Annotated in this window: 28 protein-coding genes; 4 read left to right on the top strand and 24 right to left on the bottom strand. The window is 67.5% G+C overall.

Annotated elements, in window-relative coordinates:
* Positions 1–33: 33 nt before the first annotated feature.
* The 9 genes from ACIRPH_RS30930 to ACIRPH_RS30890 all read right to left on the bottom strand — a co-directional run bounded on the left by ACIRPH_RS30930 (position 34) and on the right by ACIRPH_RS30890 (position 3835).
* Positions 34–621, bottom strand: coding sequence for a GIY-YIG nuclease family protein (locus tag ACIRPH_RS30930; RefSeq protein WP_402920927.1), 588 nt, complete (start codon positions 619–621; stop codon positions 34–36).
* Between the two features lie 28 nt (positions 622–649).
* Positions 650–898 carry a hypothetical protein gene (locus ACIRPH_RS30925; RefSeq protein WP_402920925.1) on the bottom strand — a complete coding sequence of 83 codons (249 nt, stop codon included), beginning with the start codon at positions 896–898 and terminating at the stop codon, positions 650–652.
* The gene (locus tag ACIRPH_RS30920) at positions 895–1734 is read right to left on the bottom strand and encodes a hypothetical protein (protein WP_402920922.1); all 840 of its coding nucleotides are present in this window, start codon (positions 1732–1734) and stop codon (positions 895–897) included. The genes ACIRPH_RS30925 and ACIRPH_RS30920 overlap by 4 nt, the downstream gene beginning before the upstream one ends.
* A 109-nt stretch (positions 1735–1843) precedes the next feature.
* The gene (locus tag ACIRPH_RS30915; RefSeq protein ID WP_402920919.1) at positions 1844–2017 is read right to left on the bottom strand and encodes a hypothetical protein; all 174 of its coding nucleotides are present in this window, start codon (positions 2015–2017) and stop codon (positions 1844–1846) included.
* A gap of 8 nt (positions 2018–2025) precedes the next feature.
* A complete protein-coding gene (locus ACIRPH_RS30910; RefSeq protein WP_402920916.1) occupies positions 2026–2451 on the bottom strand; it encodes a hypothetical protein in 426 nt (141 codons plus the stop codon).
* Between the two features lie 391 nt (positions 2452–2842).
* Positions 2843–3142, bottom strand: a complete 300-nt coding sequence (locus ACIRPH_RS30905; RefSeq protein WP_402920913.1) for a hypothetical protein — start codon at positions 3140–3142, stop codon at positions 2843–2845.
* Positions 3139–3279: a hypothetical protein gene (locus ACIRPH_RS30900; protein ID WP_402920910.1), complete on the bottom strand. Its 141-nt coding sequence runs from the start codon at positions 3277–3279 to the stop codon at positions 3139–3141. Before ACIRPH_RS30900 ends, ACIRPH_RS30905 begins: the two co-directional genes overlap by 4 nt.
* Entirely contained in the window at positions 3279–3509 is a 231-nt protein-coding gene (locus tag ACIRPH_RS30895) for a hypothetical protein (protein WP_402920907.1), read from the bottom strand. The genes ACIRPH_RS30900 and ACIRPH_RS30895 overlap by 1 nt, the downstream gene beginning before the upstream one ends.
* A gap of 2 nt (positions 3510–3511) precedes the next feature.
* Positions 3512–3835 carry a hypothetical protein gene (locus tag ACIRPH_RS30890; protein WP_402920904.1) on the bottom strand — a complete coding sequence of 108 codons (324 nt, stop codon included), beginning with the start codon at positions 3833–3835 and terminating at the stop codon, positions 3512–3514.
* A gap of 147 nt (positions 3836–3982) precedes the next feature.
* Here ACIRPH_RS30890 and ACIRPH_RS30885 point away from each other — a divergent pair, with 147 nt between their 5' ends.
* Entirely contained in the window at positions 3983–4162 is a 180-nt protein-coding gene (locus ACIRPH_RS30885; protein ID WP_402920902.1) for a hypothetical protein, read from the top strand.
* A 49-nt stretch (positions 4163–4211) separates the two neighbouring features.
* Here the strand turns inward: ACIRPH_RS30885 and ACIRPH_RS30880 are convergent, their stop codons facing one another.
* From ACIRPH_RS30880 to ACIRPH_RS30810, 15 genes are all read right to left on the bottom strand, one after another.
* Positions 4212–4397 (bottom strand): hypothetical protein, encoded by a 186-nt coding sequence (locus ACIRPH_RS30880; protein ID WP_402920899.1) that lies wholly within the window; start codon positions 4395–4397, stop codon positions 4212–4214.
* Entirely contained in the window at positions 4394–4753 is a 360-nt protein-coding gene (locus tag ACIRPH_RS30875) for a hypothetical protein (RefSeq protein ID WP_402920896.1), read from the bottom strand. The genes ACIRPH_RS30880 and ACIRPH_RS30875 overlap by 4 nt, the downstream gene beginning before the upstream one ends.
* A gap of 65 nt (positions 4754–4818) precedes the next feature.
* Complete coding sequence (locus tag ACIRPH_RS30870; RefSeq protein ID WP_402920893.1) at positions 4819–5601, bottom strand: hypothetical protein; 783 nt, start codon at positions 5599–5601, stop codon at positions 4819–4821.
* Entirely contained in the window at positions 5598–5960 is a 363-nt protein-coding gene (locus tag ACIRPH_RS30865; protein ID WP_402920891.1) for a WhiB family transcriptional regulator, read from the bottom strand. The genes ACIRPH_RS30870 and ACIRPH_RS30865 overlap by 4 nt, the downstream gene beginning before the upstream one ends.
* Positions 5933–6466 (bottom strand): hypothetical protein, encoded by a 534-nt coding sequence (locus ACIRPH_RS30860; protein ID WP_402920888.1) that lies wholly within the window; start codon positions 6464–6466, stop codon positions 5933–5935. The genes ACIRPH_RS30865 and ACIRPH_RS30860 overlap by 28 nt, the downstream gene beginning before the upstream one ends.
* Positions 6467–6529: 63 nt before the next feature.
* Entirely contained in the window at positions 6530–6874 is a 345-nt protein-coding gene (locus ACIRPH_RS30855) for a hypothetical protein (protein WP_402920885.1), read from the bottom strand.
* Positions 6871–7107, bottom strand: coding sequence for a hypothetical protein (locus ACIRPH_RS30850; protein ID WP_402920882.1), 237 nt, complete (start codon positions 7105–7107; stop codon positions 6871–6873). Before ACIRPH_RS30850 ends, ACIRPH_RS30855 begins: the two co-directional genes overlap by 4 nt.
* Positions 7104–7859 (bottom strand): hypothetical protein, encoded by a 756-nt coding sequence (locus tag ACIRPH_RS30845; protein ID WP_402920880.1) that lies wholly within the window; start codon positions 7857–7859, stop codon positions 7104–7106. Before ACIRPH_RS30845 ends, ACIRPH_RS30850 begins: the two co-directional genes overlap by 4 nt.
* The gene (locus ACIRPH_RS30840; RefSeq protein WP_402920877.1) at positions 7856–8743 is read right to left on the bottom strand and encodes a PD-(D/E)XK nuclease-like domain-containing protein; all 888 of its coding nucleotides are present in this window, start codon (positions 8741–8743) and stop codon (positions 7856–7858) included. The genes ACIRPH_RS30845 and ACIRPH_RS30840 overlap by 4 nt, the downstream gene beginning before the upstream one ends.
* Positions 8740–8943 (bottom strand): hypothetical protein, encoded by a 204-nt coding sequence (locus ACIRPH_RS30835; protein ID WP_402920874.1) that lies wholly within the window; start codon positions 8941–8943, stop codon positions 8740–8742. The genes ACIRPH_RS30840 and ACIRPH_RS30835 overlap by 4 nt, the downstream gene beginning before the upstream one ends.
* Positions 8940–9371: a hypothetical protein gene (locus ACIRPH_RS30830; protein ID WP_402920872.1), complete on the bottom strand. Its 432-nt coding sequence runs from the start codon at positions 9369–9371 to the stop codon at positions 8940–8942. Before ACIRPH_RS30830 ends, ACIRPH_RS30835 begins: the two co-directional genes overlap by 4 nt.
* On the bottom strand, positions 9361–9561 hold the full coding sequence (locus ACIRPH_RS30825; RefSeq protein ID WP_402920869.1) for a hypothetical protein: 201 nt from the start codon (positions 9559–9561) through the stop codon (positions 9361–9363). The genes ACIRPH_RS30830 and ACIRPH_RS30825 overlap by 11 nt, the downstream gene beginning before the upstream one ends.
* Positions 9562–9596: 35 nt before the next feature.
* Complete coding sequence (locus ACIRPH_RS30820; RefSeq protein WP_402920866.1) at positions 9597–9905, bottom strand: hypothetical protein; 309 nt, start codon at positions 9903–9905, stop codon at positions 9597–9599.
* A 79-nt stretch (positions 9906–9984) separates the two neighbouring features.
* On the bottom strand, positions 9985–10263 hold the full coding sequence (locus ACIRPH_RS30815) for a helix-turn-helix transcriptional regulator (RefSeq protein WP_402920863.1): 279 nt from the start codon (positions 10261–10263) through the stop codon (positions 9985–9987).
* Positions 10260–10478 (bottom strand): helix-turn-helix transcriptional regulator, encoded by a 219-nt coding sequence (locus tag ACIRPH_RS30810; RefSeq protein ID WP_402920860.1) that lies wholly within the window; start codon positions 10476–10478, stop codon positions 10260–10262. The genes ACIRPH_RS30815 and ACIRPH_RS30810 overlap by 4 nt, the downstream gene beginning before the upstream one ends.
* Positions 10479–10677: 199 nt before the next feature.
* Between ACIRPH_RS30810 and ACIRPH_RS30805 the strand changes: the two genes are divergently transcribed.
* The 3 genes from ACIRPH_RS30805 to ACIRPH_RS30795 all read left to right on the top strand — a co-directional run bounded on the left by ACIRPH_RS30805 (position 10678) and on the right by ACIRPH_RS30795 (position 13315).
* Positions 10678–11169 carry a hypothetical protein gene (locus ACIRPH_RS30805; protein ID WP_402920858.1) on the top strand — a complete coding sequence of 164 codons (492 nt, stop codon included), beginning with the start codon at positions 10678–10680 and terminating at the stop codon, positions 11167–11169.
* A gap of 272 nt (positions 11170–11441) precedes the next feature.
* A complete protein-coding gene (locus tag ACIRPH_RS30800) occupies positions 11442–11768 on the top strand; it encodes a hypothetical protein (RefSeq protein ID WP_402920855.1) in 327 nt (108 codons plus the stop codon).
* A gap of 98 nt (positions 11769–11866) precedes the next feature.
* Positions 11867–13315, top strand: coding sequence for a tyrosine-type recombinase/integrase (locus ACIRPH_RS30795; RefSeq protein WP_402920852.1), 1449 nt, complete (start codon positions 11867–11869; stop codon positions 13313–13315).
* Positions 13316–13401 lie beyond the last annotated feature (86 nt).

Below are 13401 nucleotides of genomic sequence, written 5' to 3'. Positions count from 1 at the left end.
ACCCCCATGGCTCCCCCGGTTGGTAGTGGTTGTTCAGGCTCGGGCGCGCTTGTTCAGGTACGGCTTGTTCTCCTGGAGAAGGCGGGTCTCCAGCGCATACGCCGCGGCCCTGTCTGTGCAGGCGTAGGCAAGCCACTTCGTGAACCTCTTGCCCCCGCGGTAGTGACTCTCGAGGCGAGCACCGAGGTTGTGGGTGCTGCCCACGTAGCAGGGAGCGTTTTTGATGTCGTAGAGGACGTAGACGACGCTCACGCCGGACTTTGGGCGACGGTCCGTGTCGGCGTCGAAGGGGTAGTTCCCTCGCCAGTTACCGTCCTCATCAGGGGTGTAAAGGTGAGCTCGATGGAACCCCTTGAGATGTCCGGAGAGGCGATTGGGAGGGAACTCGGGGAATGCCTTTTTCCATCGGCTGGAGTAGCCCTGAAGGGCACTCTTTCGAAAGGAGTCCCAGAAATCACAAAGGTCGGCGAGGCTGAGCTTCCCAGCGTTAAAATCCGCGGCCACTCGGTGGAGGACTTGGTTTTCAGCCTCAAGTTGTGCGGCGGCCAAGCGGTCACGCTTGTCTGCGAGAAGCTTGATGTGGTCGAGTGTGGCCGTGTAGGGGGCCAGGGGTTCGTTCATTTCTCCGTGCTTCCTTGGCGGTGTTATGTCAGCTGGTCGGGACTCTGAGTTCGCAGTATCGTCTCGCTCTCCACGCCCCGTATCCGGGCGGCCGGCGGAGTTGCTCTTCGTCGATGAGGTCGTCCACGAGGTGGTGGGCCTGTGAGCGGAGGAGCTCCAGGGCCTCGACGACTTCCTTCGCGCTCCCGCCGCGCTCGGCGATGGCGTCGGCCATGACGGTGGCGAGGGTGCGGAGCGCGGTGTCGTGGGCGACCGTGGCGACGCCGAGGGGGCTCATCTGGCGTCCTGCCGCGGCAGGAAGTAGTCAATGTCGGTGCGGAACATCGCGCCGGCGTGGTGGGCGGCCTGGAGGATGTACTCCTGCTCGTGCCCCTTGGCGAGGGCCTCACGGATGGCGGTCGCGGCCTTGTTGTTGTCGTTCGTGGTGGGCGGCCCGGTGTAGATGTCGTGGCACTCCTCCCAGGCGTTCTCCCAGAGGTTGAAGGCCTCCTCGAACCGGCCGTTGTGCTCGGTTCGGTCCTGGGCGGCGAGGGTGTACATCCGCCCGGTGGTGACCCCTGCGGGGTCGAGGACGTGCCCGTTGTCGAGGACGTACTGGGCGATGATCGCGACCGCGGCGTCAGGCCCCGAGCTGGCGGCGGCTTCAGCGGCGGCGATGATCGTGTTGGTGGTCTCGGTGGCTTCGTTCTTGGCCGTGCCGAGGAGCCGGATGAGGTCGTCTCGGCTGCATCCGGGGTAGTCCAGCCTGACCTCCTGCTCTGCTGCGGGGGTGCTGAAGGCCTCGTAGAGGTAGTCGGGGTCAAGGTCGGGGTCGGGCTCCTGCTGGTAGCAGTAGTCGCAGGTGCAGGAGTGGCCCCTGTACGTGTTGACCTGGTCGTCGAAGTCCCGTGCGGGCTCCCCGCTGGCGACGTTTCCGCAGTCAGGGCGTTCTTTCTGAATGGCGGCGCGGACGGTGCGGGTCATGTCCTCGATGAGGGTGAGGCTGTGTTCGACGAAGTCGGGGTGCTCTTTGAGGTGGCCTCGGACTTCGAGGTCGGACCAGTGGGTGATGGTGTTCTGTGCGGCGATGGTGAGGCGGTCCATCTGCTGGCTGATCTGGTCTTCGTGACTCATGCGCCCTCCTGAGGGGGTTCGGTCTGGTCTGCTCTGGTGCCCGTCCGCGCCTTGCACGCGGTGTCCGGCTGCTCGCTGGTGCTGCTGCGGGTCCGGTCGGGCTGAGGGGTTAGGGGGTGGTGACTGCCTCCACCACGTAGGCCGCACACGCCTTGCAGGTCGGAATGCTTTCGGTGGCGACCTCGCCGCTGTCGATCCACGCGTCGCAGTGCGCCCATCCGGGGGCGGACCCGAGGATGTAGTGGGTGTCATTGGTGCCGGTCGGGCGGATGGTGGTGATCACGGTGTCTCCTAGGCGTCGTTGTCGGCGGTGAGGGGCGTGCGGGCGGGCTCTTCGGGGAGCAGCGGGAGGGCGCGGATCGCGGCTCCGATGTAGTCCGACGTATCCGCTACGCCGTGCCCCTCGGACCAGGCGTCGCTGACCTCGGCGGCCCGCTCGCGCATGGACCGGGCGCCCTTCTGCTCAGCCCTGTGCACGACGAGACGCTGGAGCTCCTCGGTACTGATCACCCGGTGCCCGGTGTTTCCGGCGGCGGCGAGGATCGCGCGGGCCAAAGCGACAGCGTCGGGGCCGATTGGGGTGGGAGCCTGCGCGTCGCTCAGCGTCCGCCCGAGGTGATCCAGCAAGCCGATGGTCATGCGGGACTCGTAGACGGCGATCTCAGTGCCGCACCCTCCAGAGAGGTCAAACTTGCGGTGGCGGAACAGGGGATTCACGCGTGTCTCCTTGGTGTGGTTTGCTGGGGGTGGGACCGGGGCGAATCGAGCGCCCCGGTCCCGTCGTGTCAGGGGTCAAGCGCGCCGACAGGCGGCCTTGTACGCGGGGTCCTCGGTGATGCGGAGGACGTCGATCGAGGCCCCGCATTCGGGGTCGTTGTCCATGGCCCACTCGGCGATTGCGTACATGCAGTCGGGAGTGAGCGGGTGGTCCTGGCCGTGGAGGACGCAGTCGTAGCTCTTTGGGGGGAAGCACCTCTTCCCCTGGCATCGCGGGCCGGGGTGGGTACTGCCGTTGGGGTGTCGGTAGAGGTGTGCGGTGGTGCTCATTGCGCCTCCTAGGCGTCTTCGTGGTCGATCTCGCGGTCATACGGGTTCGTGGAGTCGCCCATCAGGACCCCTGCGTGGCGAGCAGACGGGACGCCCCGTGACACCGCCCGCAGTACTCCTCGCGAACCCCGGTGGACGGGTCGGTGTACCCGGATGACCACTCATGGCCGGCCTGCTCGCACTCACGGACAGCGGTGCAGCCAGCACAGAGGGCGGTCTCGCCGTCGAAGGTCCACCCCCACTCGCGGGTGAGCTTCTCGACGGCCTCTTCCTCGCTGCTGAAGTGCGGCGTGTACTCGTCGAAGGGCTCACAGTCGGAGGTGGAGCACTCGGCGGTGAAGCAGACGTGACGGCGGATCACACGAGCCTCCTAGAGGCGACAGGGTGAAGGTTGACAGTGTTTTCACGCGCCTTGCGGGTGGCTCCCAGCAACTTCAGCGCGGCCTTCGCGCGGAGCCGGTCCATGCCGACCCGCCCCCGCAGCAGCGGGTGTTCCATCAGCCCTCCCACGACTGGAGTCGGTAGCCGCGGCGGAGCGGCAGTCCGTTGGGCTGGAAGTCGCTCTCGTGCAGGTGGGAGTCGTGCACACGCTGACTGCGCGGGTCGGCGCTGGCGAGGGTGCTGCCCTGCGGCGCGAGGATTGCGAACCGCCCGCCCTCGACCGCTTCGAGGGTGTAACGGGCTCCGGTGGGAACGTGGATGTAGGTGGCGCCTACGCGCGGGGTCATGGTCAGGCTCCGATCAGGCGGGCGTGGGTAGCGGACTGGGCGTGGATGGCGTCGAGTTCGGCCGCGATCTCGGCGAGGTGGCGGTGGGCACGGCGGATCCCGGCGCGCGCCTTGGCCTCGGTGGGGTAGGTGTTCGTGGCGGGGGCGAAGCCGTTCCCCCAGCTAATCGGGGTCCCGGCGGGGGTGCCGTTGGCGAGGTAGGCGCGGTAGATGGTGCGGATGCCGGTGGGCTGCCCGGTGTCCCAGTCGGTGTCGGTGACCGTGACGGTGTCGTAGTGGCCGACGACGGGGCTGGTGGCGGCGCGGGTGGCGCGGACGGGGGTCACGCGGTTCTCCTTTGTTCGGCTGGGCTGGCGCCCTGCTGATGGCTCGACTATAGCCATACTATGGCCATGACGCTACCCATATGAGAGACTCCTTTATGTCCACGCGGGGAGACGCTCCGTGTGACCCGAGCAGAAGGAGTGCCGGCCATGGCCGCCAACAAGCCCCGCCGGTTCGTCGCCACCGATGAGCTGTGGGAGAAGTTCGAGCTGGCAGTGAAGAAGAGCCCCGACCCCGAAGCGGACCGGTCGAAGGTGCTCCGGACGTTCGTGCGCTGGTACGTCGGGGAGCCCGGAGCGGAGCTGCCGAAGCGCCCCGCCGACGCGTAGCCGACCGCGTCCGCATCAGCCCGCCGCTGTGCGGGCTTTTCGGCGTGCCTCATGGCCACTGCCCGTCGGTGGGCGCGTGGCGGACGAGGTGGGCGGCGCGATCCTGACCTTCGCCGTCGAGCATGATCGCGAGCTCGCGGGCGAACGTCTTGCGGACCTGCTGGTCGTGCTCGGCGTCGGGATCGTGCTGGCTGGTGGTCGCGGGGGCTGTGAACGGGTCGTAGGAGTGGGTCACGCCGCCACCCGCTCTTCCATGAGAGCCTTTGCCGCCGCCCACCCGGCCGAGGTCAGCTCCCACACCTGAATCGGCTTGCCGTGCGTGGACTCCGCGGTGGACGGGACGGTGATCGGGTGGCCCTGGACGGTGGCCTTGCGGACGAGCGCGCCGTGCTTGGGCGTGGGGAGCTGCCGGATGATGAGGCCGACGGCGCCCTGGGCGACCTCGGGCAGGTAGTCGCGGAAGTCGTTCGCGGACACCCGGCCGTTCTGGAGGTGTGCGGTGACGAGCACGGCCTGGCGGATGAGGGCGGCGTCCCAGTCGGTGACGGCGTTGGCGAGGTTGTTGAGGTAGCAGAGAGCTGCGGAGTTCATGTCCCCTCCTTGGGGTGGGGCCCGCCGTGTCCATGGCGATCCGAGGGCACGGCGGGCAGTCTGGGTCAGGCGGCGCGGTCGGATTCGAGCCGCCGGCGCCACACGCGGGCAGCAGCGGAGATCAGCGGCGTGCGGTCACCCTCCGCCTTGTAGGCGCTGGCGCAGCGGCGCAGCTCGTCGTCGTCCATCGCGGCGACGCGGCGGGACAGCTCCACCTGGAGGTCCGCTTCGGGGAGGTCGATCAGGTCGTCGTCCCATGCGAGCGGCGGCAGATGCCCCTGCGCAGCGGCCCACCGACGCGTCTTGTCAGCCACCCACCCCTCAGGGCGAACCATCGACACGTCGTCATACAGGGCGACGACCCGCCGGTAGAACCCGACCGTGACCGTGTCGTCAGCAAGGAGCTGCCGAAACCGGAACACGGTCGACCCCATGCGGCGCGCCTGTTCCGCCAGCGAATACCCGAGAGCGCACATCGCCCATACCCTGCGGCGGGCTCCCGCGCCATCGATCCGGGCACGCTCCCCGAGCATGTCCAGGGTCGGGCGGACTGCGAGAAGAGCGTCGGCGGACTCGCGGCGCATCCTCTTGGTGGGCGACTGCCCCTCGGCGGGGCGCCCGTACACGAGGACGTGAACCGTGGGGTAGATCGGCACGAGGTTCTTGATGGGAACACCTTCAGCGATCAGCCACAGGACGTGTTCGCGAGCCGGAGCGGCGTCCACGTAGGGCTCCCAGCGCCCGTAGGCGATCTGGCGCTTGCGGTTCATCTCGTAGGCGTTCCAGTGGCGGCGGCACTCGTCGTGGCCACAGCCGGACTTGTAGCAGTAGAGGAGGGATCCCATCACGCGGCCCTCTTCCCTGCGGTCTTCGCGGCGCGCTGGCGACGCCGGCGGATGATCACGCGTTCCTTGGCGGTGTAGCCCGCCTGCACGCCGTGCTGCTTGCCTTCTGTGGGGATGAGCGCCTTCTCCAGGCACGTCTTCCACGTGTTGAGCGGGCACTGGTCGCACACCTTCTTGGCGCGCTCCTCGCGCAGGTCGGCTTCAGTGTCGGTTTCGCCGTCGACTCCGTAGAACAGCTCCAGCGGAAGCCCGGCGCACGCGGCCTCGGACTGCCACGCCCATGGGGTGGCGTCCGCGACGAGCGACGTGCCCTTGGGTGCGCTGCGGATGTGCTTCACCGGGCCACCTCCAGCTCCGGCCACGCCACCTTGTCCAGCGCGTCACGGTGGGTCTTCGGCATATCCGCGATCGGGTGACCGAGGTAGTCCGCTCCCATCGCAGCGAGCACCAGAGCATCCGCTTCGTCGTTGCCGCTGACCTCCCACTCAGAGAACCGACGGGCGACAGCGAGCATGGTTTCGTCCTTGCTCGCGTTGCCCTTGCCGGTCGCGTACTTCTTCAAGGTCTGCGTGGTGACCGCGACCCACGGGACATCAGCAGCGTCGATGGCCTCCATAACCAGGTGCCACAGGCCCGCGCGGGTGAGGTGCTGCCCGGTCTGGCTGCTGATGGCGAGCTGCTCAACAACGACGAGGTTGGCGCTCCGGGCCGCCGAGAGAACCGATGCGCGGATGGCGCGGAGCCGATCGAACGTGGTGGGGTACTGGTCGGGCTTGGTCTTGATGCGGTCTGTCCATCCCAGGGATGAGGCGAGGCCGGTGCTGGTGAGGCTGAGGTCGAGTCCGATGACTCGGGGCTTGTGGTCCATGTGCTTCTCCTTCGGGGGTGGGCGGCCCCGCGCCCCCGCGACGGGGCCGCCCTAGGGGGATGGTCAGAGGGAGTCGAGCGCGGCGCGGACCTGGTCAGCGCCGTGGATCTTCGCGAGGTGTGCGACGGTCTCCGGCAGGTCGGGCGCGTCCTTGGGGATGGTGCCGCCGCGCCGGACAATCTCCCGAGCCATCGCGAGATGCCAGGTGATGGCGTTCTGGTACGAGTTCCAGTTGAATTCGGCTGCGGCGTCGGCTTCCGTCAGCTCCGACTTCAGCCGCTCGATCTCCTCGACCAGCTCTTCGGGGGTCTCGTACACAGCAACCCCTTCGAGTGCGGTCTCAGCGGCAGCGATCGCCCCGGGGGTAACCTCTTCGCCGCCGTGCATGTCGGCGTAGAACTCGGTCATCGGTCGTCTCCGATCGGGTGCAGGGCGGTGATGTGCGAGCCGGGGTGGCGGGGAAGCCACTCGTGGGCGCCGCCGAACGTGCTGTACCTGGTGCCGTGGTCGGCGCGGTCGTGTTCGCAGAACCCACACGGGCCATCGGTGCGCACGATGGGCTTCGGGGCGGGGGCGGCGGGCACCAGCTGGATCGGGCGCTGGCGGAGCAGAGTCACCATCGACTGCGGCGAAGGCCTCATGACTGGGCCTCGTACTCAGCGAGCGTCTCGGCGTCCTCGGCGGCGTCCGTGGGCACGTACCACGGGTCGTCCTTCGGCAGCTCCGTGCGCGGCTCACCCTCAGGCTGCGGCTGTTCCTCCCCCGGGGCGGCATCCGGCGCGAGCTCCCGGATGGTCACCGGACGAACCTGCATTGCCCCGTCGGCCTGCCCGTAGCCGTCCAGCTCCTCGCTGGCGTAGGGCATCGCGTGCAGGACATCGGACGCGATCAGACGGCAGATGTTGCCGGTGGAGCGTGCCTCCAACATGGTCTGCGGCTGCTTCTTCCACTGCGGGTTCCGCTCCGTCACACCGAGCAGACGAGCCCGCTCGAACGTCCACTCCACTTCCTGCCAGTCCTCGTCGCCCTTGCGGCGGCCCCGCATCACGCACTTCTCCGAGGTCGACTCGATGAGCTGCACCTGGTGGCCGTGCGACTGGACCAGGCCGCGCATGGCGTGGGCGCGAAGTCCGGGGGTTCCCTGGATGACGTCGATCGAGCGGAGCGCCGCCATGGGAGGCAGTCCGAGTTCGTTGCCCGCGAGAATTGCGGCGGTGATATTCCCAGCGTTGCCCTTCATCGACTGCGGGACGAAGCTGGTGTTCGCGAGCTTCGTGGCGATCTGGTACGCCCGGTCGGCTGCCATCGCCCACTGCACGAGGGCGTCACCCTCGAAGGACTGCTGCGTGGTGGCGACGTCGGTGCTCTGCTGCTGGTGGATGTCGATCGTCATGCCATGAACTCCTCGTCGTGCGCTCGCTCGGCCCACACGGGGAGCGAAAGAACTTCAATGTCGTCGGAGAATCCGGGCCACACACCGGTCTCCTTGCAGCGCGCGTAGGTCTTCAGCGCGGCGTCGTTGCGCTCCTTGCCGATCCGGCGGGCCTCGTGGTCGAGCTCCACGACCGTCACGAGGTACGGGGGCGTCTTCGCGACGAACACGAACACGAAGCTCGTGTCCCGGTCGCCGATCTTCAGCTCCCGGCACGCCCGCCGGTAGAAGTCGTCCTGCTGGTGCAGCCCGTACTCGTGGATCGACTTCTGGAGATCGGCGGGGGCCACCGACCGGGCAGACTTCAGGTCAGCGACGATCAGCCGCTTCCCCTTCGTCGGAGTCGGCAGCCAGTCCAGGCGGGCCCGGCAGACCACGCCCGAGGCGGGGTCCTTCCAGAACATCGACTGCTCGGCTTTGCCCGTGCCCGGCTTGAAGACGTGCCCGGCGATCGGGTGCGCCTTCACTGCTTCCGCCATGTCCTGGACCTGCTGGTACTCCTTCGGGAGCAGCGGCGTCTTGCCTTCCGCGTAGACGGCGTCACGGGCTTCGCGGGCGGCCTTCGTCTTGAAGTCCGTGACCTCGACGACCTCGACTCCGGATCCGACGCCGAGCACGAGCTCGTGGGCGGCGCGGCCGAGGTCGAACGCCTTCTTGTGCGGCTGGGGATGCGTCTGCTCGTACCGGAACAGTGCGGGGCAGCTGGGGGCGAGCAACTTCCGGGCGCCGCTGGAGGACAGCGAACCGCCGGGCACGGGGTCGCGGTGATAAAGAGCCTCGGGGAGGCCGTCGTACACGCCGGGGCGGGTGATCGCGGAGAGCGTCCGCTCCTCGGTGGCGGTCACTGGTCGGCCTCCTCGGGAAGCTCGTCCTCGTCGACCTCCGACACGGGGACCACGTACAGGCGCGGCTCGCACGAGTAGTCGGACGCGGCAGTGATGGCGTCAGCGATCCGTCGGGCGGTCGCAGCCTCGTCGTCGGTCAGGTCCAGGACGACGCGGGTGGTCTCGTCGCACCCTTTGGCACGGAACAGGTAGGCGGTCACCACTGCACCTCCTCGTCGTCGATCGGGAACGGGTGGTCGGCGCGGTACGTGTCGCGGTCGGGCAGAGCAGCGGCGCGCTCCCCCTCGGTCCACACCGGCACCGGGTCGTGCAGCGTGTCCAGGTCCAGCAGCCCGTCTTCGGCGTCCGCGAGAATCGCGTCCACGAGCTCCTGAGGAAGCCCGTCCACGTCCTCCGGGACCATGTCGCCAGCAGCGGCGGCTTCGAGGTCGCGGAGGTCAGCGGTCGCTTTCGACCGGGCGAGGACGAGGGAGAACCCGGCGTCGTCGAACAGTTCGGTCAACTCGCTGAGCGCCCCCGTGCCGTCGATCCCGGCCTCGTAAGCGGCCTCCAGCGCGGACAGGTTGCGGCGGTGGGCTTCGAGGAAGTCCCGGAAACCCATCTGATCAAGGCTCATGTCAGCGCTCACGGCGCACCTCGCATCCCTTGTCGTGCGCGACCGCGTGCTCCGTGGTCTGCTGCGGGTCGATGTACGGGCCGAACCAACGGCCACAACGGATGTGAGTGAAACCGAGGCCGTCGTCGTCCATCCGCCACACACGGGCGGACTGGGCGGGGATCAGGGTTGAGTGGTAGGCCGTCTCTCGGTGCTCACGCACCCGACGGCGAGCCTCAGCGGCAGCGAACTCGGCGGTCATGCCGCCACCCCCCGCGTCCACTTGCCAGCGGCGATCACGAACTCGACCTCGGCGGCCGGGCGCGGCGCCGGCACGTCGTACTCAGCCCACGCAGCCTTCTTCTCCAGCTCCCGGCGCACCTCATCCAGGGCGACCGTGAGGGTGTCCAGGTCCGCGAGGAGGTCGGCGGTGTCACCGGTCATGTGCAGGGTCGTGATGTGCAGGCCGGCCGCGAGCTCGATGTGGGCCCCGGTGTCGGTGACGCTGAGGTCCGACGCGTACATGCGGGGTGGGAGGTGGGTGTCGGTGCGGGTAATGTGTCCCATGGCACTTCTCCTTTTCGTTGAGGTTCAGGTGCCTTCGCCCTCGCCGGGGTCGCTTCCTGGCGGGGGCATCTTCATGTGGTCAGGCCCCAGCGCGATTGCGCCTGGTGGGCCCACGCGGGGTCTTCGGCTTCAGCTCCGTCACATTCGACGGAGCGACCGGCCGCGGCCTGCGCCGCGCCTTCGGCTCGTCGGCGTGGAACGCGATGATCTGCTCCACCTGCGCCTCCGTGAACCGGATGTAACGGGGGCCGAGGCGGGTGCAGGGGATCTCTCCGGACTGGCACTTGCGCTGGATCCAGCGGGCCTTGATGCCGAGCCGGTCGGCGACTTCCTGTCGTGTGAGCAGCCGGTCCGTCATGCCGCGTCCCCTTCTTCGAGCAGGTCTTCATCGGAGGCGTCGAGTGCTTCCTTGATCAGGTCGTAGACCTCTCCGGAGCACTGCCAGCGCCCGGTCTCGATGCCGTAGATGTGCCAGCGGCTGCATTCGGCCTGCTCAGCGAGCGCGGCGACCGACATGCGGGCTGCCTCACGGAGGCTGCGGAGCTTGGCTCCGTCGACTGTCTGACTGAGCATGGCTTCAAAGTACATGTACTTTGGAGCGTTTTGGAGACCTACTGATCAGTAACATTGGATTACTTGGGACCACATGCACGTGCAGAAGCCACCCGATAGCAAGCTGTAGCCACCAAGGGGTAGGCAAGGCTCCCCTCAAAATGGCAGTATCACGGGGTCAACCTTGGAGTGCATTGGAGAACTTTGTAGTGTGGACACTATGACTGACCAGCGCAAACAACTAGGCACACTTATCGACGACCACATCCTCGTCTCCGGGAAGGAGTATCGGACGGTCGCAGCCGAAGCCGGGGTCAGCGTCGAAACCCTTGGGAAAGCCCGTCGGGGCGAGAAGATCAACGCCCGCAGTCTCCGCAAGATCGAGGCCGCCCTCGGATGGGCGCCCGGCGCGAGCGACCACATTCTCGCGGGCACCACGCCGCCGGCCGCCACAGATCCAGGCCCCCTCCTCGTGCCGCGCGGAGGGCGCCCGCCCATAGAGGACACCGACCCGGAACTTCGCCTTGAGGGCAAGGCGCCGCTTCGTGACGGAGAGCTTCTAGAGGCGTGGGTGCGGGACGACGACAAGTGGCACTACCACTACGCCACGGCCGACCTTGATCTTCGGACCGCTTTTGAGGCGGGCCTGTCTCTTGAGGACGCGGTGCGCAAGCTCCGAGCCATGGCGGCGATCCACCGATCCGACATGTGAACCCCCCAGGCTGGGAGAACGTCTTACGACCAGCGGCACACGGGACCCCGTGGGTGCCGCTTTCAGCATGCCCCTATACCACCACTTCGGGCGTTTTGCCTGCTCAGGGTAGGTAAAATCTATCTTGGGACAACGGCCGCGACTTTACCTTTTGCCCTCCTGTCCCATACCGTGCATTCACAGCCAAAGGCCACCGAGCCGCAGCCGATGGCACAAGCAGCTCCGCTTCTTCCCCCGGGGCCCTTCTCGACAACGACGTGAGGATGGTCCGGATGTACAGCCCCGACGACCCCCTAATCCCCTTCCAGGTCCAGGTCGCCAACCTGGGCGACAGTGCCCTGACCTCGCTCGCTGAGACCGCCGATGGCCTCACCTGGTCCATCCAGGACGGTGCCCCCGTCTCCCTGACCGCAGTCGAGGCCGTCCACGAACTGCCCGACCTGCCCCTGCTCACCCTCTGTATCGCCTTCGGTATCTACGCACCCCTGGACGCGATCCGAAGTGATCCTGCGGGGCTCCTAGGGGAGCTCGCGAAAATGCTCGCGACCCCCGAGATCATCCCGGAGTGTCTCCGGGGACCTGCCCGGCATAGGGCATAGAACAGCCCCGGCCACTCGGCCGGGGCTTCTTCGTGTCAGCCCTCCCACGCGTCACTCCAGCAGGGCATCATGGAACCCTGACCCCCGAGGAGACACACGTGGCCTACGCCGAGAAGCTGGTGAAGAGCTGGCGTGCGTGCTGGAAAAACGCCGCCGGGAAGCAAGAGAAGCAGTCCGGCTTCCCCACCAAGAAGAAGGCACTCGACTACGCCAAAGAGCAGGAAGTCGAAGCGACCCGTCGCGGAGCCGCCCGTGAGGACGCTTCCCAGCTTCTCGTCCGCGACTGGGCCACAGAGTGGTACGAGGGCCTCGACCTGGAGCTGAATACGCTCCTCGGCTACCAGAGCATCCTGACGAACCACATCCTCCCCCGGTGGGGGGAGACGCGGATGCGGGAACTCGCGAACGCTGATACGCAGATCAGGGTCTGGGCGAAGTCCCTGCACGACGCCGGGTACACCTACCGGACCGCCACGGGAATCATCAGCCTCCTCGGCACCCTGTGCTCTGACGCGGTCGACGCCGGCCTCATGCACCGCAACCCCGCCGTCACCCGCAGGGGCCGCGGCAAGTACACCTCACGTCGGGAAGCCACCACCCGCCCGGCGACGATCATCAACCCGTTCACGGCGCTGCTGCTCGCTGAGCGGGCGGCCGTGCTCACGGGGCGAGACGACGAGTTCATCCTCCTGACGAGCATGTACTACACGGGCATGCGCATCAGCGAAGCCATGGCTGTTGAGCTGGGGTCCGTCAGTGGTAAATACCGACTCCAGAAGCAGCTCTCCCGTGGACGCAAGACGAAGACCTTCTACAACAAGGGTCCGAAGTTCGATTCCAAGCGGACCATCGACCTCCCGGACTTCCTTCTGGGGCTATGGCGAATCCAGGCCCGACAGGTGGTCCACCACGAGGTGCCCGCCGGTGCCCGCTGGTGCCCGTGCGGGGATGAGGTGCCCGCGGACGAGCGGCACGCGCCCGGCGTCCACCTGTTCGCCGGCGACGTGTGGCACCACTGGGACCAGACAGCGTTCCGGTATCGGCTGCTCTATCCGGCGGCTTGGGGGCGCTTCTATCCGGGAATGACCGGTGAGAGGCCCGTCTACCAGGCGCCTGCGGAGAATGGCGGCGTCCCGGGGCCGTTCGACTGGGACAGCTCCCGGGTTGGCGAGGAGCGCGCTGAGGCTGCGGTGGCGTGCTGGGCGCCCATCGCCCCGGACCTGACTCCGCACGGGCTCAGGCACTCCCACAAGACGCTCATGGAGGAGCTGGGGACTCCGAAGCCGCTGATGGATGAGCGGATGGGCCATAAGGACCACACCGTGTCGGGGAGGTATTCGCACCCCACCGAGGTGATGCGTGAGCATCTCAAGGAGGCGCTCACGGGCTCGTGGGAGTCCGCCCTTGAGCAGCGGCGTGCCATGGGCGTGGAGTCGCCCGTGGCGGTCGTTCGGGAGCTTCTGAAGCCGTCTTCGCGACTCCACTCCAGATCCACTCCAGATGCAAAGCCTCGACTCCAGACCGCTGGTCGGGGTAGAGTGGCCTAAAGCCCTGGTTCTACTGGGGTTTTGCTGGATCAGCTAGGCAGCGAGCGTGACGAGTTGGACGGGTTTCTGTAACTGCCCGAAACAGT

The sequence above is a fragment of the Nocardiopsis sp. NPDC101807 genome, assembly GCF_044766605.1.
In the GTDB taxonomy this organism is placed as follows: Bacteria; Actinomycetota; Actinomycetes; order Streptosporangiales; family Streptosporangiaceae; genus Nocardiopsis; species Nocardiopsis tropica.
This window is presented reverse-complemented; position numbering and strand designations above follow the sequence as displayed.

Bases quoted from the DNA above. Each gene is read 5' to 3' on its own strand.
- ACIRPH_RS30885 (WP_402920902.1), top strand. From the start codon at position 3,983: ATGGCCGCCAACAAGCCCCGCCGGTTCGTCGCCACCGATGAGCTGTGG.
- ACIRPH_RS30805 (WP_402920858.1), top strand. From the start codon at position 10,678: ATGACTGACCAGCGCAAACAACTAGGCACACTTATCGACGACCACATC.
- ACIRPH_RS30930 (WP_402920927.1), bottom strand. From the start codon at position 621: ATGAACGAACCCCTGGCCCCCTACACGGCCACACTCGACCACATCAAG.
- ACIRPH_RS30855 (WP_402920885.1), bottom strand. From the start codon at position 6,874: ATGACCGAGTTCTACGCCGACATGCACGGCGGCGAAGAGGTTACCCCC.
- ACIRPH_RS30925 (WP_402920925.1), bottom strand. From the start codon at position 898: ATGAGCCCCCTCGGCGTCGCCACGGTCGCCCACGACACCGCGCTCCGC.
- ACIRPH_RS30820 (WP_402920866.1), bottom strand. From the start codon at position 9,905: ATGGGACACATTACCCGCACCGACACCCACCTCCCACCCCGCATGTAC.
- ACIRPH_RS30900 (WP_402920910.1), bottom strand. From the start codon at position 3,279: ATGGAACACCCGCTGCTGCGGGGGCGGGTCGGCATGGACCGGCTCCGC.
- ACIRPH_RS30815 (WP_402920863.1), bottom strand. From the start codon at position 10,263: ATGACGGACCGGCTGCTCACACGACAGGAAGTCGCCGACCGGCTCGGC.
- ACIRPH_RS30850 (WP_402920882.1), bottom strand. From the start codon at position 7,107: ATGAGGCCTTCGCCGCAGTCGATGGTGACTCTGCTCCGCCAGCGCCCG.
- ACIRPH_RS30800 (WP_402920855.1), top strand. From the start codon at position 11,442: ATGTACAGCCCCGACGACCCCCTAATCCCCTTCCAGGTCCAGGTCGCC.
- ACIRPH_RS30895 (WP_402920907.1), bottom strand. From the start codon at position 3,509: ATGACCCCGCGCGTAGGCGCCACCTACATCCACGTTCCCACCGGAGCC.
- ACIRPH_RS30920 (WP_402920922.1), bottom strand. From the start codon at position 1,734: ATGAGTCACGAAGACCAGATCAGCCAGCAGATGGACCGCCTCACCATC.
- ACIRPH_RS30875 (WP_402920896.1), bottom strand. From the start codon at position 4,753: ATGAACTCCGCAGCTCTCTGCTACCTCAACAACCTCGCCAACGCCGTC.
- ACIRPH_RS30845 (WP_402920880.1), bottom strand. From the start codon at position 7,859: ATGACGATCGACATCCACCAGCAGCAGAGCACCGACGTCGCCACCACG.
- ACIRPH_RS30860 (WP_402920888.1), bottom strand. From the start codon at position 6,466: ATGGACCACAAGCCCCGAGTCATCGGACTCGACCTCAGCCTCACCAGC.
- ACIRPH_RS30810 (WP_402920860.1), bottom strand. From the start codon at position 10,478: ATGCTCAGTCAGACAGTCGACGGAGCCAAGCTCCGCAGCCTCCGTGAG.